This window comes from Micromonospora sp. NPDC047074, from assembly GCF_040643815.1.
Taxonomy (GTDB): Bacteria; Actinomycetota; Actinomycetes; order Mycobacteriales; family Micromonosporaceae; genus Micromonospora.
Genome location: NZ_JBEYVB010000009.1, coordinates 1 through 21,502, shown reverse-complemented (window position 1 = coordinate 21,502; position 21,502 = coordinate 1). Strand labels below are relative to the sequence as shown.

Annotated in this window: 25 protein-coding genes; 13 read left to right on the top strand and 12 right to left on the bottom strand. The window is 74.0% G+C overall.

Annotated elements, in window-relative coordinates; all coding sequences use genetic code 11:
• Nucleotides 1-42 precede the first annotated feature (42 nt).
• Together ABZ809_RS15105 and ABZ809_RS15100 are read right to left on the bottom strand one after the other, a co-directional pair.
• A complete protein-coding gene (locus ABZ809_RS15105; protein WP_357563078.1) occupies nucleotides 43-648 on the bottom strand; it encodes a class I SAM-dependent methyltransferase in 606 nt (201 codons plus the stop codon).
• Nucleotides 649-734: 86 nt separating this feature from the next.
• On the bottom strand, nucleotides 735-1,322 hold the full coding sequence (locus ABZ809_RS15100) for a GNAT family N-acetyltransferase (protein ID WP_357563077.1): 588 nt from the start codon (nucleotides 1,320-1,322) through the stop codon (nucleotides 735-737).
• A gap of 141 nt (nucleotides 1,323-1,463) precedes the next feature.
• Here ABZ809_RS15100 and ABZ809_RS15095 point away from each other — a divergent pair, with 141 nt between their 5' ends.
• The 3 genes from ABZ809_RS15095 to ABZ809_RS15085 all read left to right on the top strand — a co-directional run bounded on the left by ABZ809_RS15095 (nucleotide 1,464) and on the right by ABZ809_RS15085 (nucleotide 3,913).
• Nucleotides 1,464-1,865 carry a DUF2267 domain-containing protein gene (locus tag ABZ809_RS15095; protein ID WP_357563076.1) on the top strand — a complete coding sequence of 134 codons (402 nt, stop codon included), beginning with the start codon at nucleotides 1,464-1,466 and terminating at the stop codon, nucleotides 1,863-1,865.
• Between the two features lie 249 nt (nucleotides 1,866-2,114).
• Entirely contained in the window at nucleotides 2,115-2,876 is a 762-nt protein-coding gene (locus ABZ809_RS15090; RefSeq protein ID WP_357563075.1) for an alpha/beta fold hydrolase, read from the top strand.
• 83 nt (nucleotides 2,877-2,959) lie between these two features.
• Entirely contained in the window at nucleotides 2,960-3,913 is a 954-nt protein-coding gene (locus ABZ809_RS15085; RefSeq protein WP_357563074.1) for a TauD/TfdA family dioxygenase, read from the top strand.
• Nucleotides 3,914-3,917: 4 nt separating this feature from the next.
• Here ABZ809_RS15085 and ABZ809_RS15080 read toward each other — a convergent pair whose 3' ends face one another.
• From ABZ809_RS15080 to ABZ809_RS15050, 7 genes are all read right to left on the bottom strand, one after another.
• Nucleotides 3,918-5,165, bottom strand: coding sequence for a hypothetical protein (locus tag ABZ809_RS15080; protein WP_357563072.1), 1,248 nt, complete (start codon nucleotides 5,163-5,165; stop codon nucleotides 3,918-3,920).
• 73 nt (nucleotides 5,166-5,238) lie between these two features.
• Nucleotides 5,239-5,754 carry an NUDIX domain-containing protein gene (locus tag ABZ809_RS15075; RefSeq protein WP_357563071.1) on the bottom strand — a complete coding sequence of 172 codons (516 nt, stop codon included), beginning with the start codon at nucleotides 5,752-5,754 and terminating at the stop codon, nucleotides 5,239-5,241.
• Between the two features lie 50 nt (nucleotides 5,755-5,804).
• Entirely contained in the window at nucleotides 5,805-6,677 is an 873-nt protein-coding gene (locus tag ABZ809_RS15070) for an alpha/beta hydrolase (protein ID WP_357563070.1), read from the bottom strand.
• A 122-nt stretch (nucleotides 6,678-6,799) separates the two neighbouring features.
• Complete coding sequence (gene prfH, locus ABZ809_RS15065) at nucleotides 6,800-7,489, bottom strand: peptide chain release factor H (protein ID WP_357563069.1); 690 nt, start codon at nucleotides 7,487-7,489, stop codon at nucleotides 6,800-6,802.
• A complete protein-coding gene (locus ABZ809_RS15060; RefSeq protein ID WP_357563067.1) occupies nucleotides 7,486-8,661 on the bottom strand; it encodes an RNA ligase RtcB family protein in 1,176 nt (391 codons plus the stop codon). Before ABZ809_RS15060 ends, prfH begins: the two co-directional genes overlap by 4 nt.
• Before the next feature lie 199 nt (nucleotides 8,662-8,860).
• A complete protein-coding gene (locus ABZ809_RS15055; protein ID WP_357563066.1) occupies nucleotides 8,861-9,139 on the bottom strand; it encodes a hypothetical protein in 279 nt (92 codons plus the stop codon).
• A 194-nt stretch (nucleotides 9,140-9,333) separates the two neighbouring features.
• The gene (locus ABZ809_RS15050; protein ID WP_357563065.1) at nucleotides 9,334-9,936 is read right to left on the bottom strand and encodes a DUF4291 domain-containing protein; all 603 of its coding nucleotides are present in this window, start codon (nucleotides 9,934-9,936) and stop codon (nucleotides 9,334-9,336) included.
• 87 nt (nucleotides 9,937-10,023) lie between these two features.
• Between ABZ809_RS15050 and ABZ809_RS15045 the strand changes: the two genes are divergently transcribed.
• Nucleotides 10,024-10,506, top strand: a complete 483-nt coding sequence (locus tag ABZ809_RS15045; protein WP_357563064.1) for a type II toxin-antitoxin system PemK/MazF family toxin — start codon at nucleotides 10,024-10,026, stop codon at nucleotides 10,504-10,506.
• A 3-nt stretch (nucleotides 10,507-10,509) separates the two neighbouring features.
• Here ABZ809_RS15045 and ABZ809_RS15040 read toward each other — a convergent pair whose 3' ends face one another.
• Complete coding sequence (locus tag ABZ809_RS15040) at nucleotides 10,510-11,160, bottom strand: NAD(P)H-dependent oxidoreductase (RefSeq protein ID WP_357563063.1); 651 nt, start codon at nucleotides 11,158-11,160, stop codon at nucleotides 10,510-10,512.
• Nucleotides 11,161-11,319: 159 nt separating this feature from the next.
• Nucleotides 11,320-11,970: a GGDEF domain-containing protein gene (locus ABZ809_RS15035; protein ID WP_357563062.1), complete on the bottom strand. Its 651-nt coding sequence runs from the start codon at nucleotides 11,968-11,970 to the stop codon at nucleotides 11,320-11,322.
• Nucleotides 11,971-12,232: 262 nt separating this feature from the next.
• Here ABZ809_RS15035 and ABZ809_RS15030 point away from each other — a divergent pair, with 262 nt between their 5' ends.
• The 6 genes from ABZ809_RS15030 (at nucleotide 12,233) to ABZ809_RS15005 (ending at nucleotide 17,420) form a co-directional block, all read left to right on the top strand.
• On the top strand, nucleotides 12,233-12,472 hold the full coding sequence (locus ABZ809_RS15030; RefSeq protein ID WP_132240226.1) for a DUF397 domain-containing protein: 240 nt from the start codon (nucleotides 12,233-12,235) through the stop codon (nucleotides 12,470-12,472).
• 129 nt (nucleotides 12,473-12,601) lie between these two features.
• Nucleotides 12,602-13,489 carry a helix-turn-helix transcriptional regulator gene (locus tag ABZ809_RS15025; RefSeq protein ID WP_357563060.1) on the top strand — a complete coding sequence of 296 codons (888 nt, stop codon included), beginning with the start codon at nucleotides 12,602-12,604 and terminating at the stop codon, nucleotides 13,487-13,489.
• Nucleotides 13,490-13,582: 93 nt separating this feature from the next.
• On the top strand, nucleotides 13,583-14,443 hold the full coding sequence (locus ABZ809_RS15020) for an SAM-dependent methyltransferase (RefSeq protein ID WP_357563058.1): 861 nt from the start codon (nucleotides 13,583-13,585) through the stop codon (nucleotides 14,441-14,443).
• A 137-nt stretch (nucleotides 14,444-14,580) separates the two neighbouring features.
• Entirely contained in the window at nucleotides 14,581-15,636 is a 1,056-nt protein-coding gene (locus ABZ809_RS15015; RefSeq protein ID WP_357563057.1) for a LacI family DNA-binding transcriptional regulator, read from the top strand.
• A 2-nt stretch (nucleotides 15,637-15,638) separates the two neighbouring features.
• Nucleotides 15,639-15,839: a hypothetical protein gene (locus ABZ809_RS15010; protein ID WP_357563056.1), complete on the top strand. Its 201-nt coding sequence runs from the start codon at nucleotides 15,639-15,641 to the stop codon at nucleotides 15,837-15,839.
• 93 nt (nucleotides 15,840-15,932) lie between these two features.
• Nucleotides 15,933-17,420, top strand: a complete 1,488-nt coding sequence (locus ABZ809_RS15005; RefSeq protein ID WP_357563055.1) for a protein kinase — start codon at nucleotides 15,933-15,935, stop codon at nucleotides 17,418-17,420.
• 6 nt (nucleotides 17,421-17,426) lie between these two features.
• On the opposite strand, the gene ABZ809_RS15000 is transcribed toward ABZ809_RS15005, so the two are convergent.
• Nucleotides 17,427-18,254, bottom strand: coding sequence for an MOSC domain-containing protein (locus ABZ809_RS15000; protein ID WP_357563054.1), 828 nt, complete (start codon nucleotides 18,252-18,254; stop codon nucleotides 17,427-17,429).
• 726 nt (nucleotides 18,255-18,980) lie between these two features.
• Here ABZ809_RS15000 and ABZ809_RS14995 point away from each other — a divergent pair.
• The 3 genes from ABZ809_RS14995 (at nucleotide 18,981) to ABZ809_RS14985 (ending at nucleotide 20,971) form a co-directional block, all read left to right on the top strand.
• The gene (locus tag ABZ809_RS14995) at nucleotides 18,981-19,427 is read left to right on the top strand and encodes a hypothetical protein (RefSeq protein WP_357563053.1); all 447 of its coding nucleotides are present in this window, start codon (nucleotides 18,981-18,983) and stop codon (nucleotides 19,425-19,427) included.
• A 24-nt stretch (nucleotides 19,428-19,451) separates the two neighbouring features.
• On the top strand, nucleotides 19,452-20,045 hold the full coding sequence (locus ABZ809_RS14990) for a hypothetical protein (RefSeq protein ID WP_357563052.1): 594 nt from the start codon (nucleotides 19,452-19,454) through the stop codon (nucleotides 20,043-20,045).
• A gap of 110 nt (nucleotides 20,046-20,155) precedes the next feature.
• On the top strand, nucleotides 20,156-20,971 hold the full coding sequence (locus ABZ809_RS14985; protein WP_357563051.1) for a DedA family protein: 816 nt from the start codon (nucleotides 20,156-20,158) through the stop codon (nucleotides 20,969-20,971).
• The last annotated feature ends 531 nt before the right edge of the window (nucleotides 20,972-21,502 follow it).

The following is a 21,502-nucleotide window of genomic DNA, read 5'->3' as shown; positions in this document are numbered from 1 at the left end:
CGGGCGACGACGAGGCCCCGGCGAGCGGCCGGCGACCCGTGATCAGTCGGCGGGGCGGCGCAGCACGGTGACCGCGAACTCCGCGTCGTCACGCCACAGGCGCAGGTCCCAGGTGGCGAAGCGGTGCTCCAGCCGCAGGCCGGCGGCGACCGCGTCGGCGTCGAACCCGGTCAGCGGGTAGCCCCGGTCGGTGCCGAAGCCGACCGCCATCACACCGTCGGGGCGCAGGTGGGCGGCGATCCGGCGGAGCACCTCCGGCTCGGTGCCGGGGGCGACGAAGGCCAGCACGTTGCCGGCGACGACCGCCGCGTCGAACGGCTCCGGCTCGCCGGCCGCCGCCAGGTCCAGTTCGGCCAGGTCGGCGACCAGCCAGTGCGGGCCCGGGTGGTCGGCGCGGGCGGCCTCCACCAACGCCGGGTCGGCGTCCACCCCGACGACCGTGTGCCCCCGGGCGGCCAGTGCCGCACCCACCCGGCCGGTGCCGCAGCCGGCGTCGAGGATCCGTGACCCGGGCGGGACCAGGGCGTCCAGCAGCCGGGCCTCGCCGGCCAGGTCGGCTCCCTCGGCGGCCAGCCGGCGGAACCGGTCGATGTACCACTGCGAGTGCTCCGGACCGGTCTCGGTCTCCCATCGCGTCGCGTTTCCCATGCCGCCACCGTAGCCGGGCTCCCGGCGGCGGGTCGGCGGCGGGGAGCGCCCGGGGTGGGCGGCGAGAGGCGGTACGCCGTGGCCGGTCAGGCCGGCGCGACGGTGTCGGGTGCCGACGAGCCGCCGGGCCGGGCCGAGGGGTCGACGACCCAGTGGTTGGTGCGGAAGAGGCGCCCGGCGAAGGCGGTCTGCTCCACGCCGACGAAGGTGAAGCCGCCCGATCGGCAGATGGCGTTCGACGCGGCGTTCGTGGTGGCCGGGAAGGCGTGGATCGCGCCCCACCGCCCGTCCGCCCGGGCCAGGTCGAGCACGGCACGCACGGCCCTGCCCGCCAGGCCCCTGCCCTGGAACTCCGGCAGGACCATCCAGCCGATCTCGGAGCTGCCTCCGTGGGCGTACAACGTCACCGTCCCGGCCACCCGCGCGGAGTCGCCGGCGATGATCATTTTGATCCAGGCGCTACCGTCCCGGACGGTCTCCAGGTCACGCCGAAGCTGGGCGGGTACCCGCTCCCGCGGCTGCGGGCCGCCCAGTTCGGCCATCACGGCCGGATCGCAGCGCAGCCGCAGGTAGACGTCGAGGTCGCCCGGTTCCACATCGCGGAGCAGCACCTCGACCGCGGCCGGTGTCGTCGCGGCCGGGCCGTCGGGGACCGGGTCGGCAGAGGCATCCACCCGGCACATCCTCGACCAGCGCCCACCACGCGGCAACCCGCCCCGCCCCGGGCTCTCGCCGCGTCACCCGTCGGACGGCGGGGGCCGTTTGCCGGTGCCGGGCGCGGGTAAGCGCGGGGCCGGTGACGACAGGAGGCGGCCGTGCGGTTTCCCCTATTCGTCGACGCGGTCTCCCGCCGCGCCGGACTGCCCGCCGCGCAGGCCGCCACGATCGCCCGCGCCGTGTTGCAGACCATGGTGGAACGGATGAGCGGCGGTGCGACCGGCGACCCGGCCGGCCGGCTCCCGGACGACCTGGACGGCTACCTCGCGGGGCCCGGCACCGCCGACGGCCCGCCGGGCGCTCCCGGCCCGGCGGACTTCGTGCGCCGGGTGGGGGAGCGGGCCGGGGTGGACGAGGCCAGTGCCCGGGTGGGGACCGGCGCGGTCTTCGCGACCCTCCGGGAGGCCGTCACCGTCGACGAGTTCCGCGAGATGGTCGCCCGGCTGCCCCGGGACTTCGACGGCATGACCCAGCCGATCCCCCGGCCGTACGACAGCTGAGGACAGCGAAGGCCTCGCCCCACGTCGATTCCCGCCGCACACCCCACGCGTGCCCGAGGCCTATGCTGTCCCATCGTGCATCTATAGGCCGATCATGAGGTCGCTCGTGGAACATCGCGAGCGGACCGATCGTGACCGGCCCGCGTGCACCGGAGAACGCCGCACCACGGCGTGCCCCGGCGCACCGGCCCGACCAACCACCGTTCCAGCGCCAGCGGTGCCGGGACGACCCCAATCGAAAGGCGCGCGGTGACCTGGTTTCTCTCCGCCGGCGGCTGGCACCCGGCACCGGTCCAACTGTTCTGTCTGCCCTACGCCGGCGGCGGTGCGAGCGTCTTCCGACGCTGGCAGGACGAGCTCGGCCCGGACGTCGAGGTGCTGCCGGTGCAACTGCCCGGCCGCGAGAACCGGATCAGCGAGAACCCGGTGTTCCAGGTCGGCGACGTCGCGGACGCCGTCCACGAGCGGATCCGCGGCCCGTACGCCATCTACGGCCACTCGATGGGCGGCCGGGTCGGCTTCGAGGTGGTCCGCGAGTTGCGCCGGGCCGGCCGGCCCCTGCCGCTGCGGCTCTACGTCGGCGGCGCCCGCGCCCCGCACGTGACCGGGCAGAGCCACTTCGACGGTCTGTCCCGGCTGGACGACGACCAGCTGCTGCGGCGTCTCCAGGAGGGCGGCGGGCTGCCGGCCGGGCTGCTGGAGCACCGCGAGCTGGTCGAGCTGCTGCTGCCCCTGCTGCGCGCCGACTTCGGCCGGGTCGACGGCTACCGCTACGTTCCGGACGAGCCGCTGCCGATGCCGATCGTGGCGTTCAACGGGCGCGACGACCACAGCGTCACCAGCGAGCAGAGCGACGGCTGGCGGGAGCACACCGCCGCCGGTTTCACGCTGCACGAGATCGACGGCGGGCACTTCTTCCTCAACGAGCGGCTGCCCGACCTGCTCGCCACGATCCGGGCGGACCTGGCCGCCGCCCTCGCCGAGGAGAGCGCGCGCCGCCACCACGCGTAAGCACGCCGCCACTGCCGTCCGGGCCGCCATCCCCGCCCTCGCGGCTGCCCGCCCCGCGACGGAGCCACGACAGGAGTGAGAGCATGAGTGACAGGATCGCCACGCTGCCGGTGGTCGTCGAGAGCGACGGCCGTGAGCTGACCGAGCTGATCGCCGCCCGCCGCGCCGAACTGCGGGCGAGCCTGGTGGAGCACGGTGGGCTGCTGTTCCGTGGGTTCGACGTGGGCGGCGTCGAGGGCTTCGACCGGGCGGTGCGGGCGCTGTCCGGTGAGCCGCTGGTCTACACCGAGCGCTCGTCGCCCCGGCACGCCATCGCCGGCCGGGTCTACACCTCGACCGACTACCCGCCGAACGAGGAGATCTTCCTGCACAACGAGAACTCGTACCAGGCCCGCTGGCCGCTGACGCTGTTCTTCTACTGCATCACCCCGCCGCAGACGCAGGGCGCCACCCCGCTCGCCGACGTCCGCCGGGTGTACGCCGAGATCGACCCCGCCGTACGCGAGGAGTTCGTCCGCCGCCGCTGGATGGTGGTCCGCAACTTCCACCCCGACTTCGGCACGCCGTGGCAACACGTGTTCGGCACCGACGACCGTGCCGAGGTCGAGGCGTACGCGACGGCGAACCGGATCGAGCTGGAGTGGCGGGGGGCCGACGGGTTGCGTACCCGCGCGGTGCGCGACGCCGTGCACCACCGGCCCGGCTCGACCACCCCGCGCTGGTTCAACCACGCCACGTTCTTCCATGTGAGCACCCTCGCCGAGGACCTCCAGGAGGGGCTGCTGGCCATGTTCGGCACCGACGGGCTGCCGGCGAACACCTACTACGGCGACGGCGGCGAGATCCCCGTGGACGTCGTGGAGCACCTGCGGGCCGCGTACCGGGCGGCCAGCGTCCGTTTCGACTACCGGCAGGACGACGTGCTGGTGGTGGACAACATGACGGCGGCGCACGGGCGGGAGCCGTTCACCGGCCCCCGCAAGATCGCCGTCGCGATGGCCGAGCCGCACGACCCCGTGGGGGCCGGCGGGAGGTGACGGCCTACCGGTCGGCGACGTCGGCCTCCGGCAACTCCTCCGGGTCCGCGACCCAGGCGGAGAAGACCGGCACGCCGTGCCACGGGCCGGAAGTGCCGTCGGCCCGGCTGTCGGTGGCGACCGCGACCACGGCGTACGGGTGGCCGAAGCGCAACTCGGCCACCCGGGCCACCCCCTCGGGCGGCAGGCCGACCGCCAGGGCGAGGCCGGTGACGGCGGCCGCCTCGAAGCCGTACCGGCCGTAGCGGGCCACCGCGGCCTGCGCCGCCTCGAACTCCGGGCCCGCGGCGCCCAGCAGCTCGCCGAACACGTCCCGGACGGCGGGGAAGCCCAACTCGGGGGCGGTCAGCTCGTGCCGGCTCGTGGCCGACCAGCACGGCAGCAGGGCCCGGGCCCGCTCCTCCCGGCCGTCCCGCGCGAACGTGCGGGTCGGCTCCTCCCGCAGCGTCCACAGCGGGCCCTCGCCCAGCGGGAGGTCGAACAGGGACCGCCGCCGGGCCGGCAGTTCGTGCTCCGGCGCGCCGACCGCGGCCGTCGCCATCTCGTGTGCCGCCGCGAGGACGTCCCCGGCCGGCACGTCGGGTGCCGCGGCGACGGAGACCACCAGCAGCCCGGCCGCGTCCTCGGCGGTGCCTGCCGAGGCGGCGTGCACGACGACGGTGCCGGCCCGCGCGCTGTCCGCGATCCAGCAGCGGTGGCCGTACTCCGGACTGCGCAGCGCCCGGCTCAGCCGGCCGGCCCAGACGCTGCCCGACCCGAGCGCGTCGGCCGGCGCCACCTCGAACGGCTCCGCCCACGAGACCCGGGTGGCCAGTGCGCTGGCCAGCACCAGCAGCACCTGCGGCGTGACCGTCAGCGGAAACGTCTCGATGAGACCGTGCGTGTGCGCGCGGGCCCACGCGTCGAGCCCGGCCTGGTCCGGCAGCGAACCGGTCGCGGTCGACCCGGGCAGGGTGCCCTGCCATCCGTCGAGGTCGGCCGTCTCGATCCCGCGCCGGCGCCAGAACGCGGTCGCCGAGGACACCAGCGGGTGCGGTGCGGCCAGCAGGGCGTGGGCCGCGTCCGTGGCGGTGTCCGCGTCGGTGCCGAGCGCCTCCTCCAGGGTTGTGCGGGTCGCGCCGGTGGCTGCCGGGCAGGCGAGTGCCAGCAGCAGCCAGGCGCCGAGCGGGGAGGCTACGTGGTGCCCGTCGCCGATAACGGAGTGCAGTCGGTCGGCGTAGCGGGCCAGGGGTGCGCTGATGTCGGTCGTCACCGCTTCACTGTGCCCGCTCGGTGTGCCGTCGTCACCATCACCGGTCCCCGGACGTGGTGGCTCGGCCGGCGGGTCACGACCACAGCTCGAACGGCTCGTCGATCTCCGCGCCGGCGAGGAACGGGGTCAGCAGCTCCGGAAGTCGGCCCGGGTAGAACCGGTCGTCGCTGGTCGTCACCTCCCGCAGGGGCCACCAGCGGAAGCCGAAGTAGTCCTCCCGCTCGTAGTCGAGCCGTTCCGCCTCGTCCACGTCCGGCCCGGGCCCGGCCAGCCGGACCGTGACGACCACCTCGTCCTGGAGGTGCCGCCGCTGCCGGTGCACGAAGCTGGCCCGCCGCCGCCACGTCGGCGGACCGATCTGCCCGGTGGCGACCACGATGCCGGTCTCCTCGCGCAGCTCCCGCACCGCCGTGTCCAGGTACGTCTCGCCGGGGTCGGTGCCACCGCCGGGCAACTCCCACCAGGTGCCCAACCGGGGATGATCCGGGTCACGGGTGTGGAACAGCAGCAACCGGTCGTCGGCGTCGAGCACGACCAGCCGTACGGCGGTGCGCTCGAGGACCGGGAGGTCCCGGGGCAACTCGGTCATCGGCGTCTCTCCCCGTGGCGTCCGGTGCGTGTGGCGTGGGCGTGCGGCGGTCAGGAGTGGACCCGCCCGAGGAAGTCCCGCATCAGCCGCACCACCTCGTCGAGGTGAGTCTCCAACAGCCAGTGCCCGCCGTCGAGCAGGTGCAGCTCCGCGTCGGGCAGGTCCCGCAGGTACGCGCGCGCCGCGCCCTCCGGCATGTAGCCGTCGTGCGGCCCCCAGACGATCAGGGTCGGTGGCCGGTGCTGGCGCAGGTACTCCTGTTGGCGGGGGAACCACGCGACGGTGCTGCCCTGGTCGGCGAGGAGGCGGACCAGGGCCGCGTGCCGCCGGGAGTCCAGCAGGGCCGCGGCGAGCCGCCACAGGTCCGGGCTCACCCGGTCGGCCAGCCGCTGCGGCAGCTCCCCCAGGAACTCACCGCGGAAGCCCGCCATGCCGACCGCCTCGGCGAGGCGGGCGCGGCCCTCGTCGGTGGGCTCGCGCCAGAACCGCTTGAGCGGCTCGTACTTGGGACCGTGCTGGTCCTCGTAGATGTCGCCGTTCTGGATCACGAGCCCGGCCACCCGTTCCGGAGCGGACATGGCGAGGCGCAGCCCGAACTGGCTGCCGTAGTCCTGTAGGTAGATCACGTAGCGGGTCAGTCCCAGCACCTCGGTGAACCGTCGCAACAGCTCCGCGTGGGCGTCGAAGGTGTACGCGAACCGGTCGGTGCCCGGGGTGTCGCTGTACCCGAAGCCTGGGTGGTCGGGTGCGACGGCCCGCCACCTGTCCCCGAGGGCGGGCAGCAGGTTGCGGAACTGGAACGACGACGAGGGATAGCCGTGCGGCAGCAGCACCACCGGCGCGTCCGGCGGCCCGGCCTCCCGGTAGAAGATCGTGATCCCGTCGACCTCGACGGTCCTGTGGTGCACGGCTGCGTCGGCCACCATCGCCTCCCGACCACGGTACGGATGGACCCTTCGACGGTGCCAGAAAACGGGCCCCGGAGGGGCGGTGTTCGCCCGTCGGCCCCATCGCCGGGCTTGCCGACCGGGCGTGCCGCTGGTGCCTACCGGGCCGGGCCCGGCCCGCCGGCCGGTCGACGTCGCCGGTGCCCCGGCCGAGGGGCGCGGGAGTCGGGTCCGGAGGGTTCCGGCCGTTCGACCCGGACGGGGTCGCCGCGTACGAGTTCGTCGTGGACGCGCCAGCGGTCGGTGACCCCGGCGCGCCGTGTCGCCTCGTCACCCTGCTCGATGCGCTCCCGCAGCAGCCGCAGGGCGAGGCGGCGGTTGAGGCTGAACTGCCGCTCGGTGTCGACCACGACGACCAGGCCCGAGGGCCGGTGGGTGGCCCGGACCGCCGTGCTGGCCTTGTTGCGGTGCTGGCCGCCGGGGCCGCCGGTACGGCAGGCGACGACGTCGACATCCGCCTCCGCGAACGTCGTCGCCGGGCTGTCGAGCTGACACGGCCGGGCGATGACGTACCAGTTCTTCCGGCCGGTGCCCGCCCGGTACGGGCTGGGGGCCTGCCAGCACAGCGTCCCGGTCCACGTGGCGGCGAACGCCTCGGCGCCGTCACCGTGGACGTGGACCACGACCGACCGGTAGGTGTCGGGCCGGTCGCCGGCCACGGTCTGGACCCGCCGGACCGTCAGGCCGCGCCGGGTGGCGTCGGCCTCCAGGCGGCACACCAGGCGGGACAGCGCCCAGGCGCACTCCTGCGGGCCGCGCCCGGCGGACAGCAGCAGGTGCACGCTCACCGCCGGCCCCGCCCGCGGCGGTCGTCCCGGCCGCCCGGCCGGGCGGCGGACCCGACGTCGGGCGTCTTGTAGGTGACCAGGGGGACCGTGGTCGCCACGGGGGTGGCCAGGCCGTGGTCGACGAGGTCGCCGATCACCTGCTCGATGCGCTTGTAGGCCGTGGGCGCCTCCTCGAAGAGCAACTGGCGGTCACCACACACCACCAGCGACCCCACCGGCGTGCGGCGCAGCTCCTCGACGGTGTGCTTGGCCCGGCTCCGGCGCAGGGCGTCGGCGCGCGACATCTTGCGACCCGCACCGTGGGCGACGGAGTGGTTGGCGTCCGGACCGGCGTGGCCGGCCACGAGGTAGGAACGGGTGCCCCGGGTGCCGGCGACGAGCACGTCGCGGCCGTCGCCCGGGGCCGCGCCCTTGCGGTGCAGGTAGACCCCGTCGCGGATCTCCACCAGGTTGTGGCACTGGTCGACGACGGGCTCGGTGGGCTCGGTGCCCAGGGCGTGGGCGACCCGGGCGGCCAGCAGCCGCCGGTTGAGCGAGCCCCACCGCACCGCGTCGTCGTGCGCCGTCAGGTAGGCGGCGGCGTCCGGGGCGGGGCCCGAGCCGTGCGCCTCCGTGTGCGCCCGCAGGATCTGCTCGCCCAGACCCCGGGAACCGCTGTGGACGATGAGTACGAGGTCGCCGGAGTCGAGCCCGAGTCGGTTCGCGTGGCCCGGCTCGAAGACGGTCTCGACCCGCGCCAGCTCGACGAAGTGGTTGCCCCGACCGACCGTACCGAGCCCTTCGACGTGACCGGCGGGGATCTCGCCCGCGACGACACCCCAGGCCGGGTCGTCGGCGTCCCGCTCCGGGTCCAGCGGGCGGTCGAGGTCGGGGAACCGGGCGGCGAGCCGTTCCGGCACCGCACGTTTGAGCCTGACGGGGAACACGGCGATGCCGCAGCCGATGTCGGAGCCCACCAGGAACGGGTACAACACCGTCGAGGCCATGGCGGCGCCGACGGGGGCGCCCTTGCCCGGGTGCAGGTCCGGCATGGCGGCGACGTGGATCATGCCGTCGAGGGCGGCCACCTGCCGGCACTGCGTGAGGGCGTCGGACTCGATCCAGCTCGTGGGGGAGGCGAACACGGAGACGGTGGCCGGGGCGGACCTCGGCCGGGAGTGCTGTGCAGACAAGGACGCTCGCTTCTCACTGAAACGGGGATGGACGGATGGCGGCCCGGCACCGGTCGGTGCGGCGGCCGAGAGCAACGGGGAGGCTGTCCGTCAGAACGTCATGGACGACACGATCGCGGAACCGGCCGTACCCGGCAAGCGACTTTCCGCCGTGCCGACGGCCGTTCGGTGCACCGACGCGGCGCGGCCTCGCCGATTCTCAGCGGTGCACGATGGCCCAGGTGCGCTCGCCGGGGTCGACCAGAGCGGTCAGGTAGACCGGCGGGGCCTGTTTCGCGGCCTGCGCGCAGACGTGTTTCCGGCATCGGTGCGCGACCTCGAACGCCTCGCCTCCCGGCGGAACGATGCGCAGATCCAGCCGGTACACGATGTCGTCGTCACCGACCTCCTCAGCGGAGAGCATCTCGGCAGACGCCACGACTCCGGAGGCTTCCAGTTTCTCGGTGGCCTCGGCTTCCAGTGCCGGAGAGAACCACATGCCGCCACTCTACGGAGCTGCCCTTGCACAGAGGGGTCTGCGCGCCGACGGGCGATCGCCGCTCCAAGATCGTGCTCGATCCTGGAAGTAGGGGCATCGGAACGCCTGGAAGGCAACTACCTCCAGGAATGAACGCGATCTTGCGCCGCGCCGAGACGACGTCGCCCCGGGCCGCCAGCCCGGGGCGTGTCCCGTCACGGGACCGTCGCGCCGACCACGGCGGCAACCTCGGGCGGCAGCGGGTACGGGCGCTCCGGTGGCAGCAGGGCCTCGGCGGCCCGGTCGTCGCCCGCGTCCAGCGCCGCGCGCACCGCGTGGGCGGTCGGCGTCACGTCGGTGAGGCCGACCAGCCACTCGTCGACGTACCGGCGCACCGCCTCGCCGGCGAGCCCGACCTGGAGAGACCGGTGCGGCAGCGGCGCCAGCCGCAGCGATCGTTCCGGGTCCCACTGCACCCGCACCGGGCTGGCCCGAAGCTGTCGCGACCAGGTCTCCCGGTCCGGGTGGTGGTCGCGGTCGAAGCCGCTCAGGCACGAGTGGGCCAGCGCCCACTCGAAGCCGGCACGGGTGATCTCCACGGCCAGCACCCGCTCCTGCCCGGGCTTCCCGCCCCACCCGCAGCGGTACATCATCCAGCGGAACGACGGCTTGATCCAGGTCATCCGTTCCCGCTTGAACGGCGGCACGAAGCGCCCGGCGGCCAGCGCGGGGCGGGCGATCTCCGGCGGGTAGGCCTGGTAGACGGTCACGGTGTCGGCGGTGAAGCGGGCGCGGACCTGGTGGACGGGTACCGGCATGGTGCCGATCATGGTGGACCGGCCGGGCCCGGTCCACCGGATTGTCCCCGTCGGAGCCGACGGCCCGGTGGGGATAGGCTGCCCGTCGTGGCAGGTCTTCTCAGGAACGTGGCGGCCCGCATCGGCGGCGTCATCCCGTCGCCCCGCCGAACCCGGCCGGGCCCGGCGCAGGTCGCCCGGCGCCGCCAGGTCGCCGCGTTGCAGCGCCGGCAGTTGACGTACGCCCCGGAGCTCGACGGGCAGGCCGATCCGGGCGAGATCGTCTGGACCTGGGTGTCGTACGAGGACGACCCGCGCCAGGGCAAGGACCGCCCGGTGCTGGTGGTGGGCCGACACAGCCGGACCCTGTTCGGGCTGATGCTGTCCAGCCAGAGCGAGCGCGACGGCCAGCGGCACTGGCTCGCGCTCGGCCCGGGGGAGTGGGACCGGGACGACCGGCCGAGCTGGGTGCGGCTGGACCGCGTGCTGACCATGCGGGAGGACAGCATCCGCCGCGAGGGCGCGGTGCTCGACCGGGCCCGCTTCGACCGGGTCGGGCGGGCCCTGCGCGCCGGATACGGCTGGCGCTGACCGTCAGGCCGGCTCGCGGCTCGGGCCGACCGCGGCGTCGTGGGCCTCAGGCGGCGGGTACGGCTGCTCGGCCAGCAGCCGGGCCAGGTGCGCGCTGTTGAGCGCCAGTGCCTTCGTGGTGCGGCCCGTGGTGTCCGGCTTGGGCCGTACGTCGATGTAGTCCACCGTGTGCAGCGCCTCGCCGACCCAGTAGGTGGCGCCGGCCGCGGGGCAGGTGAACCCCACCTCGTTGAGGGCCTGCTGCACCTGGCCGATGGTGTGGTGCGCACCGTCCTCGTTGCCGACGACCGCGACCCCGCCCACCTTGCCGTAGGTGAGCAGCCGGCCCTCGGCATCGGTCTCGGAGAGTTCGGCGTCGAGCCGTTCGAGGACCATCTTGCACACGGCGGACGGCTGGCCGAGCCAGATCGGCGTGGCGATGACGAGGATCTGCGCGGCCATCAGCCGGGCCCGGATCGCCGGCCAGCCGTCACCGTCGCCCTCGTCGGTGGAGACGCCGAACCGCACGTCGTGGTCGACGATCCGGACCAGGTCGCCCGTTACGCCCTGGTCAGCGAGGGCGTCGAGCACCTCGCGCCCGAGCACCTCGGTGCTCGACGGGGCCGGGGAGCGCTTCAGGGTGCAGTTCAGGACCAGAGCCCGGATGTCCGCCACGGTGGTTCCTCTCGGCCGGTTGCCGCACTGACCCCGCCGGGATACCCGGCAACCGGCGCGAGACACGTCGAAACGCCTCGTTTCCGTTCGGGACGTCGACTGGCGCTGGCGGATGCCGCCGGCGACTCATCCGGCCCGGTCAGCGCTTCGGCAGGTGGGTCAGCACTCCGCGAGGTGGGCGGTGTCGACCAGTTGCCGGGGCGCGCGGGCCACGCCGAGGCTCTTGGCCTGGTACATCGCGGCGTCGGCCCGACCGAGCGCCTCGGTGAGCTGCCCCGGCCCGGTGACGGGGGAGAGCCCGACGGAGGCGGTGACCTGGACGCTGAGCCCGTCCAGCGGGATCGGCGCCGCGAGGCTCTCGCACAGCCGCCGGGTGGCGTGCTCGATCCACCGCCGGTCGACCGTCGGGCTGGCGAGCAGCCCGGCGAACTCGTCGCCGCCGAGCCGCGCGACGAGGTTGTCCCCGGCGAAGGCGGCGAGCCGCTGGGCGACGCTGACCAGCACCTGGTCACCGGCGGCATGCCCGTAGCGGTCGTTGATCTGCTTGAAGTCGTCGAGGTCGAGCACCACGGCGATCAGGGGTTGCCCGGCCGCGTCGGTGAGCAGGGTGGCGGCGAGCCGGTAGAACGCGCGGCGGTTGGGCAGGCCGGTCAGGGGGTCGTGGCTGGCGGCGTGTCGCTCGGCCGCGAGCTCGGCCTGGAGGTGTCTGATCTCCACCTCGGCCTGGACCGCGCGGCGCCGGAGTTGCCAGGAGGTGACGAGTGCCCCGGCGGCACAGATGCCGGACGCGATGGTCAACGGATCCGGCACGAGACCTCCCCTCAGCACGATGTCCCGCCGCCCCGCGCGCGGTGCGTCGCACCCCGTGCCGGGCACTGTCTTCCCTGGTGGCAGCCCATATCTGAGTAACTCAGAGTGAACAGATGGGTACCGTCCACGTGCGTTATCATGCTCGCTGTCCGATGCAGATGCAATAGCAGATGCACGTGCAGGAAGCCCTTCGTCGATGCCGTGCGCTCCCCGCCAGCACCGCCGTCCAGCATCGGCGGGGGCTCGCGAGAGAAAGACGCCCATGCAGCAGCCTCCGAACGGCGTTCCCACCACCCAGCTGCCCCCGCTCGCCTGGCAGAAGAGTCGCCGGAGCAACCCCAGCGGCAACTGCGTCGAGCTGGCCGAACTGCCTGGCGGCGCCGGCATCGCCCTGCGCAACTCCCGGCATCCCGAGGGGCCGGCGCTGATCTACACGGTGGACGAGATAGCCGCCTTCGTGCTCGGCGCCCGCGACGGCGACTTCGACAACCTGATCGCCTGACCCTCGTCCCGTCGGCGGGATCCTGATCACCGTTTCGAAGGAGTTCACCTCACTCACGGTTCATGGCATGCTTACACGTCGGCCGCGCGGGGCACCCGGTCGGCACGAACCGGCATGCGGAGGTCGGCAGTGACGATGGTTCCCGCCGAGGGCGGAACGGCGACGGGCCCGACCGTGCTGCGGATGCTGCTCGGTGCCCAGTTGCGCCGGCTGCGTGAGTCCAGCGGCGTGACCCGGGAGGGCGCCGGATGGGAGATCCGCGCCTCCGAGTCGAAGATCAGCCGGATGGAGCTGGGCCGGGTCGGCTTCAAGGAGCGCGACGTCGCGGACCTGCTCACCCTCTACGGCGTCGCCGCGACCGAGGAGCGGGAGGCGCTGCTCAAGCTCGCCCGCGACGCGAACAGCCCCGGCTGGTGGCACCGCTACGGCGACGTGTTGCCGAGCTGGTTCCAGTCGTACCTCGGCCTGGAGGCCGCGGCCGTGCTCATCCGCAGCTACGAGGTCCAGTTCGTCCCCGGCCTGCTCCAGACCCGGGAGTACGCCCGGGCGGTGGTGCTGCTCGGGCACGGGCGGGCCGCGCCCGGCGAGATCGACCGTCGGGTCGCGCTGCGGATGCAGCGCCAGCGGCTGCTCTACCGGGACCGCCCGCCGCAGCTCTGGGCGGTGGTGGACGAGGCGGCGCTGCGCCGGCCGATCGGCGGCCCGGAGGTGATGCGCGGCCAGGTGGCGGCGTTGATCGAGGCGACCAAGTCGCCGAACATCCGGCTCCAGGTGATCCCGTTCGCCGCCGGTGGGCACGCCGCCGCGGGCGGGGCCTTCACCATCCTGCGCTTCGGCGACCAGGAGCTGCCCGACATCGTCTACATCGAACAGCTCACCAGCGCGCTCTACCTCGACAAGCGCGACGACCTCGACTACTACGCGGTGGCGATGGAGCGGCTCTGCGTGGAGGCCGAGCCGCCGGAACGGACGCCGGAGATCCTCGGCGGGATCCTGGACGAGCTCTACCCGGGCTGACCGGCGGGCTCTCGCCCGCCCGGCGATGGGGCTACCATGAGCGCCGACCGGCGACAGTGGACGGACGCCACCGATCGTGGATGGCACAGAGTCGTGGAGGCTGCCTTGACCACCGATGCCCCGGGGGCGACGACCGACCCCACGCACCCGCGTGACCGCATCGACACCTCGGTGGCCCATCCCGCCCGTCGCTACAACTACTGGCTCGGCGGCAAGGACAACTTCCAGGCCGACCGGGACTCCGGCGACGCGGTGGCCGCGTCCTTCCCGACCATCCGCACCGCCGCCCTGGAGAACCGCCGCTTCCTCCAGCGGGCCGTGCGTCACCTCGCCCGGGAAGAGGGCATCCGCCAGTTCCTCGACATCGGCACGGGCATTCCGACCGCCGACAACACCCACGAGGTGGCCCAGTCGATCGCTCCCGAGTCGCGGGTGGTCTACGTCGACAACGACCCGATCGTGCTCGCGCACGCCCGGGCGCTGCTGACCAGCTCGCCCGAGGGCGCCACCGCCTACATCGACGCCGACCTGCGCGATCCGGAGAAGATCCTGCGCCACCCCGATCTGCTGCGCACCATCGACTTCTCCCGGCCGGTCGGTCTGATGCTGGTGGCGATCCTGCACTTCGTGGCCGACGACGACGACCCGTACGCCGTGGTCACCCGGCTGCTCGACGTGCTGCCGCCGGGCAGCTACCTCGCGGCCTCGCACGCCACCCACGACCACCTGCCGCCGCAGATCGCCCAGGAGGCGAAGGCGGCCGCCCGGGCCGGCAGCCCGCACGGCCTGATCAACCTGCGCACCCAGGCGGAGTTCACCCGGTTCTTCGACGGGCTGGAGCTGGTGGAGCCCGGCGTCACCTCGGTCGCCGAGTGGCGCGCCGAGGACGCCCCGCAGCCCCGCCCGACGGCGGCCGAGGTCAGCATGTACGGGGCGGTGGCCCGCAAGCGCTGACCGCCCATCTCCGACGACCACCCCGTCCGGCCGACCGGGCGGGGTGGCGTGTTTCCGGGGCCACGGCATTGACGGCGGCCAGCCCGCCCGCCTAGTCTCTGTATCGATCCAGTCTGAATCGATACAGAGGAGGCGTGGTGAAGCCGACCCTGCAAGCCGTCGCGGACGCCGTCGGGGTGTCCCGCAGCACCGTCTCCAACGCCTACAGCCGGCCCGACCAGCTCTCCGCCGCCCTGCGCCAGCGCATCCTGGACGCCGCGCGACAGCTCGGCTATCCCGGCCCCAACCCCACCGCCCGATCGCTGCGGCGCGGCTACGTCGGCGCCGTCGGCGTGCTCTTCGAGTCGCGGCTGTCGTACGCCTTCACCGATCCCTTCGCCGTCCGCTTCCTGGCCGGCGTCGCCGAGTCGGCCGAACGGCACGGCACCAGCCTGCTTCTCGTGCCGCTTCCCCCCGACCAGGCGGCCGCGCGACGGGCGGTGGAGGACGCCGCGGTCGACGGCTTCTGCGTCTACTGCGTCGGCGACGAGGGCTGGGTGGTCGACGTGCTCCGCGAGCGCGGCCTGCCGGTCGTCACCACCGTGCCCCGCCCGGACGCGGGGCCAGCGGACCGCTACGTCGGCATCGACGAGCGCGCCGCCGCCCACGCCGCCGCCGCGCACGTAGCCGGCCTCGGGCACCGGCGGGTCGCGCTGCTCGGCGACGCCGTCCGGCCCGGCGCGGCCCCCGGCCGGCTCCACCTCGCCGACGTGGCCGACGTCGCCCATCCCACCACCCGGGCGCGGTTCGCCGGGTTCGCCGACGCCCTCGCCGAGGTCGGCGTCGCCTGGTCCGACCTGACCCTGCTCGCCGCCGCCGGCAACAGCCGGTGGGCCGGCGCCACCGCCGTCGCCGACGCGCTCGCCGCGCCGGAGCCGCCCACGGCGGTGCTGGCCACCTCGGACGTGCTCGCCCTCGGCGTCCTCGACGCCCTCGCCGAGGCCGGCGGCCCACCGGTCTCCGTCACCGGGTTCGACGACATCGCCGACGCCGCCGCGGCGGGCCTCACCACCGTGCGGCAACCCGCCGAGGAGAAGGGGCGCATCGCCGCCCGGCTCCTGCTCGACCCGCCCCCCGACCCGGCGGACGGTCACGTACTGCTACCCACCACACTCGTCGTCCGGGCCTCGACCGGACCTGTCCGAGGGAGCTGACCATGGAACAGCCCACCGGTTTCGTCCTCGCCGTCGACGCGGTGACCCGGCACGTCAACTCCGCCCGGCCGGACGCCCCGGTCCGCGCGGAACGGTCCCGGGCGCCGCGGCTCGCCCCCACCCGGCTGGCCGCCGCCGGAGCCCTGCGCCGGCTCGCCGACCGGATCCAGCCGCCACCGGCACCCGTGCGACCCTGCTGCTGACCGCCGTCGCGACCCGGTCGGCGCGGCCACGAACCGCGCCGACCGGGCACCGCGCTGGTGGTCGCCCCCACCGGCAGGGCAGACTGAACGGCTATGTCGCCGTTCACGCCGACCCTGCGGCTGCACGACCGTTACGTCCTGCGCGAGCGCATCGGCCTCGGCGGGATGTCCGAGGTGTGGCACGCCGACGACGAGGTGCTGCACCGCCCCGTCGCGGTCAAGGCCCTCACCCGGGAGTTCGCCACCGACCCGCAGCTGCGGGCCACCCTCCAACGAGAGGCCCGCGCCGCCGCGCGGCTCACCCACCCGCACGTCACCCAGGTGTACGACTACGGCGAGGCGACCCTGGACGGCGGCGTGGTCGTGCCGTACCTGGTGATGGAGCTGGTGCGGGGGCACAACCTCGCCGACCGGCTCGCCACCGGCCCGCTGCCCTGGCCGGAGGCGGTGCGGATGGCCGGTCAGATCGCCGCCGCACTCACCGCCGCCCACCGCATCGGCGTGGTGCACCGCGACATCAAACCCGGCAACGTCATGCTCACCGAGACCGGCGCGAAGGTGCTCGACTTCGGCATCGCCGCGCTCGCCGGGCCGCACCACCCGCTCGCCGGGCAGACCGGCGAGCTGCTGATGGGTACGCCCGCCTACTTCGCCCCCGAACGGATGCGACCGGGGCCGCCGGATCCGGCCAGCGACGTGTACGCCCTCGGGGCACTCCTCTACCGCACCCTCACCGGCCGCGCCCCACTGCCCGTGCAGACCTGGGAGGACGCGCTGGAGGTGCACGCCGGGCACCGGCCCGTGCCACCCCTGCGGGTCCCCGGGCTGCCGGCCGACATTGCCGAGCTGACCCTCGCCTGCCTCGCGGCCGATCCGGCGAGCCGGCCCAGCGCGGCCCACCTGGCTGCCCGCTTCCGCCCCGGCGCGCCGGCCGACCCGCCGACAGCCGTCCTGCCGACCCTGCCCGCCAATGTGGCGACCCCGCCGGCGCACCCGCCGACCCTGGTCGACCGGGCGCTGCCACAGCCGGCCCGCCGGCCCGAGGTCACCAGCCGCGCGGGGTTCGCGTACCCCGCCGCCGGATCCGTCGCCGGTGCTCCGGAGCCGCGGAACCGGCCGCTGACCGCGCTGGTCGCGGTCGGTGTCGTACTGCTCGTCGGGCTCGTCGGGGTGCTCGTCCTCGACGGCGAGAGCCCCCCGCCGGCGGCGGCCCCGCCCACCGCGGCGCCGGCCACCACCAAGCCGAAGCCGCCACCGGCCGCCACCGCCAGCCCGTCACCGACGGCTACCCGCGCGGAGCCGGTCGGCCTGCAACGGATCGCCGCCGAGTTCGCCGCGATTCTGGCCTGGGCGCAGGCCCGGGGCGAGATCGACCGCAAGACGGTCGAGGGGCTGCGGGACAAGCTCCTGGACCTCAGCCGGAGCAGGGAGAAGGACCGGGCCAAGCGGGTCGAGCAGCTCCGGAAGCGGATCGCCGAGGCCGCCGAGGAGGGGCAGATCTCACCCGACACGGCGACCCGGCTCGACGACCTGCTCGATCTGGCCGACACGAGGCCGCGCGACGACGACGAGGACGACTGAGCCGGCTCAGCCGACCTCGACCGGGGCCCCCAGCGCCACCCGGCCGCCCCGCAGCACCTGGGCGTAGGCGCCCACGCAGGGCTGCGGGCCGAGTTGCGGCAGCGGCGCGACCCGGTTGAGGCTGGCCGGGACACGCAGCGCCCCGGCCAGCCGGGGCAGCGACCCGTGCGCCAGGGTCGGCACCGCGCACCGCGGGGTGGGAGCCGACACCCGCAGCACCAGCTCCGGGCCGATCCGCAGCTCCCGGCCGACCCACCCGTTCTCGGCGAAGCCGTCCGCGTCCACGTCGAGGACGAGGTTGGGCCGGTAGCGGACCGCGTCGACCGGGGAACCGGGCAGCTCGGCGGCCAGCCGGGCCAGGGTGGCCGTGGTGACCAGGTGCACCGGGGCGAAGTCGAAGAAGGTGCCCGGTGCCGCCGACGCGAGCGGGGTGGCGGCCACCGGCACCTCGGCGGCGAGACCGGCGGCGAGCACCGCGTCGGGGTCGGCGCGGTCCAGGACGGCCCCGACGGGCGGCCGGTCGATCAGCGTCACCGGGAGGCCGAGCACCCGCGACAGCACGTCGTCGACGTCGGGGTCCACGCTGGACACGGCCCGCCCGTCGGGCAGGGTGATCCGCACCGGGTCGGGTGCGGCCCCGGCGGCGTGGAACGCGAGCAGGCCGCGCCAGAGCCGGGGGTGCTTCGCGCTGGCCACCCGCCCGGTCTCCTGGTGCCGCAGGGCCAGCCGACGGTCGCCCGCCACTCCCGCCGGCCCGACGTCGGCGGCGGGCAGCCGCTCGCCCAGCATCGACTTCACCGGGTAACGCCACAGTTCCGCCAGCCGGCCGGTCACCGTGCCGCCGGCTGCGGGGAGGCCGTCGTGATCCGGATCGGGGGCGCTGGGGCTCCGGTCCGGGCCGCCGTGCCGGTGATCATGGTGCGGGTGGTCACCGGGCCACCCTAGCCTCGGGCTGTCGGCACCGATGCCCCACTCAGGGGGCGCGCCATGGCGACAGCGCACGGACGTCTCGGCCTGCGCAGGCGCTGCCGACGGAACCACACCCGGTCGTACGAAAAGCGATCCTGCGTGCTCTGCGGGCACGGGGCGAGCAGGGCCGTGATCTCCTGCCCGTAGCGCTGGCAGATCCAGTACCCGACGTCCGACGCCTCGCGGCGATCCTCATGACCACCAACACCCGGCAGGGCAAACGGCTGAGCCCAAGCTGCGGCCTGTTCTCGCCGACCGTCTACCCGTGGAGGAAGACCGGTCGGTACGCGACACCGTCCAGCGGCTGTTTGACTGGTCGCGTCGGTAGGCGCAATGCCGCCCCGCGAACGTTTCGGCTCTGGAAGCAACGCCGGTCCCCCCAGCCGGAGGCCCCACATCCGGATCTGCCGCTGACCGGGCGCGACGTCGAGTCACAGTCGGTCGAGGTGGCGCTCGCTAGCTGCGAGCGTGAGCAGGGGCGTCGACTGTGGAACAGCGTACCGAAGCGGCAAGATCGACCAGCTCGTCCGCCGGCCGGCCAGACGCGGGGTCACGCCGATGCGCGGAGGCAGGGTCCTCATACTGGCGGGCATGGCACGGGAGGCTTCGGCGGTCGACGCCGTTCGGCGATTCGCCGCGGCCCTGCACGAGATGCGTGGTCGACTACTCGCCGACCTGTTTCCCGTCGCAGACATCGCGGATCTTCTGGCGGCGGTCCGCTCGCGCCGGCAGCTACCACGGCAGGGCATCACCAGCAGCGGGATCGAGTACACCGTCCACGGCGCGGGGTGTCGGATGGTCAGCTCCGACGGCAGGGAGGTCGACGTCGACCTGGTTACCGATCCCGTACTCGGGCGCGAGGTCGAGGCATTCGACGCCTGCCGAATCCGCTGGTTCCTCGACGAAGCCGCCAAGGACGGATACAGCCATGAGGACATCGTGGCGGCCTGCACCCACCTCGCTGGTGAAGGCCACCTACGCGAGGTGGTTGAAGGCCGTTGGTTCACGCTGCCTGACGCTTCGGGCGGCCCGGCATGAGTCACCCTGGGAAGCGAGCTGGACGTGGGTACTGATATCGCTGGTGGGGTGGAGATCCGCCCGCACGGTCGTGGTTCGCCGTGGCTACTGACCGAGGTCAGCCTGGACGCCCTACCTCGCGACTACGACGCCTTCGGGCTGCTGTGCGGGGTGCGGAACTACGCCGGGTTCGCACCCGTCGCGCCCGGCCGTGGCCTACCGGCAGACGCCAGCCCGGAGCTGCTCGGCCTTCTGGACGGGGACAGCGAACACGATCACACGTGGGTGTCGTGGACGGAGCTGGCCCAGATCGACTGGAGCGCGCGGGCGCCCCGCGTCGACGACCGGATTCACGAGTACAAGCTGACCAGCGACGGACCGCGACTCGTCGGCAAGGCCGGCCATCACGGGGGTGCCTGGCGCGCGGTGGCCGGCGAGCACGCCGATCCCAGGGGCAGCGCCTACCCGGAGGGAACGGAATGGCGTGCCGGCGATCGGATATGGCGGGTGGAGCGCCTCTCCCACGGTGACGTGTTGCGTGCCGACCCGCAGTTGCGGGCGCTGCTGGACACCATGCGAGATCTCGCCGAGCAGCACGGGGACGACAACGTACGGCTGCTCATGTGGTTCGACAGCTAGCCATTGGCGGCTGTGGCGGCTTTCCGTGTCTCGCCCGGTGCGGAACTCCGGCGGGACGCGAGGGCCAGCCCCGTGGCAGACTCTCAGGATCGGTTCGTAGCGTGGGGGCCATGATTCGTACCGCGCACGCCCTGCTCGCCTCCGGCTCTGCCCCTGAAAAGGCCGCGCCGCCCGAGGACGGGCTGGTCGGCTTCGTCATCGGCCTGGTCGAGCGGCTCGGCGGCCCCGGCGCGGGTCTGGCCGTGGCCCTGGAGAACCTCTTCCCGCCGATTCCCAGCGAGGTGATCCTGCCGCTGGCCGGTTTCGTCGCGGGCCAGGGCCGGATGAGCGTGGTCAGCGCGATCTTCTGGACCACCCTCGGTTCCCTGCTCGGCGCCCTGGCCCTGTACTGGATCGGCGCCGCGCTCGGCCGGGAGCGGATCCGGGCGATCGCGCAGCGGCTGCCGCTGGTCAAGCTCAGCGACGTGGACCGCACCGAGGAATGGTTCCTGCGGCACGGGGTCAAGGCCGTCTTCTTCGGTCGGATGATCCCGATCTTCCGCAGCCTGATCTCCATCCCGGCCGGCGTGGAGCGGATGCCGGTGTGGACCTTCGCGGTCTACACGACGCTCGGCAGCCTGATCTGGAACACCACCTTCGTGATGGCCGGTTACCTGCTCGGCGACAACTGGCACCTGGTCGAGGGCTATGCCGGCGTGCTGCAGAAGGTGGTCATCGTCGCCTCCGTGGCGGCTGCCGGCTGGTTCGTCATCTCCCGGATCATCCGGGCGCGGCGCGGCACGGCGGCGCCGGACGCCGAGCCGGCCCCGCCCGCCGAGCAGGCCCCCCTGCCGTACGCGCCGGACCCGACCGGGCGAGGCACGATCTACCGCAGCGCCCACTCGGACGGGCCACCCGCCGGCTGGGACCGCGACGGGGCGCGCTGAGCCGAGGGCGCGCCCGGGGCCCGAGGCGCGCCGCCCGAGATCTTGGCAAGAATTCGCCCCTCCAGGGGCCGTTTCCGACCAAGATCTGGTTTCGGTTTTCGTGTGCCGTGCGCGCGCGGTGTCTGGTTTGTCGCCGCTGTCCGGTGCCGGGCCGGCCGAACTGGTCGCCGTTGGCACTGGGTGTCGGGTTTCGGGGTGTGACCGGGGGCATCGTGGGGGCGGAATCGTGGCCGCCCCGGGGTCGTTACACCATGCGTACGACCGAGCACGGGCACGCCCCTTCGGGTGGCCGGCCCGGGCCCCGGAATGATGGCGGGTCGCCGGTCGTTACACATGGTCCCGGCCGACGTGCAGGGCATCCCCCTTCGCCCCACGCGGCTGTTCTTGAACTTTGTTCATCGAGCGCCGGACGGTGCTTGCACCCGCACAAGCCGATCCCCCTTTCGGTGTGTGGGTGCCAACCCCCGAATGGAGCGTCCCCCATGAACACGTTCATCCGTAACAGCGTTCTCGGTATCGCCGGTCTCGCGT

Coding starts and splice junctions, on each gene's coding strand:
- ABZ809_RS15085 (WP_357563074.1), top strand. CDS start 2,960: ATGAGTGACAGGATCGCCACGCTGCCGGTGGTCGTCGAGAGCGACGGC.
- ABZ809_RS15010 (WP_357563056.1), top strand. CDS start 15,639: ATGGAACAGCCCACCGGTTTCGTCCTCGCCGTCGACGCGGTGACCCGG.
- ABZ809_RS14995 (WP_357563053.1), top strand. CDS start 18,981: ATGGCACGGGAGGCTTCGGCGGTCGACGCCGTTCGGCGATTCGCCGCG.
- ABZ809_RS15005 (WP_357563055.1), top strand. CDS start 15,933: ATGTCGCCGTTCACGCCGACCCTGCGGCTGCACGACCGTTACGTCCTG.
- ABZ809_RS15030 (WP_132240226.1), top strand. CDS start 12,233: ATGCAGCAGCCTCCGAACGGCGTTCCCACCACCCAGCTGCCCCCGCTC.
- ABZ809_RS15075 (WP_357563071.1), bottom strand. CDS start 5,754: ATGACCGAGTTGCCCCGGGACCTCCCGGTCCTCGAGCGCACCGCCGTA.
- ABZ809_RS14985 (WP_357563051.1), top strand. CDS start 20,156: ATGATTCGTACCGCGCACGCCCTGCTCGCCTCCGGCTCTGCCCCTGAA.
- ABZ809_RS15055 (WP_357563066.1), bottom strand. CDS start 9,139: ATGTGGTTCTCTCCGGCACTGGAAGCCGAGGCCACCGAGAAACTGGAA.
- ABZ809_RS15105 (WP_357563078.1), bottom strand. CDS start 648: ATGGGAAACGCGACGCGATGGGAGACCGAGACCGGTCCGGAGCACTCG.
- ABZ809_RS15050 (WP_357563065.1), bottom strand. CDS start 9,936: ATGCCGGTACCCGTCCACCAGGTCCGCGCCCGCTTCACCGCCGACACC.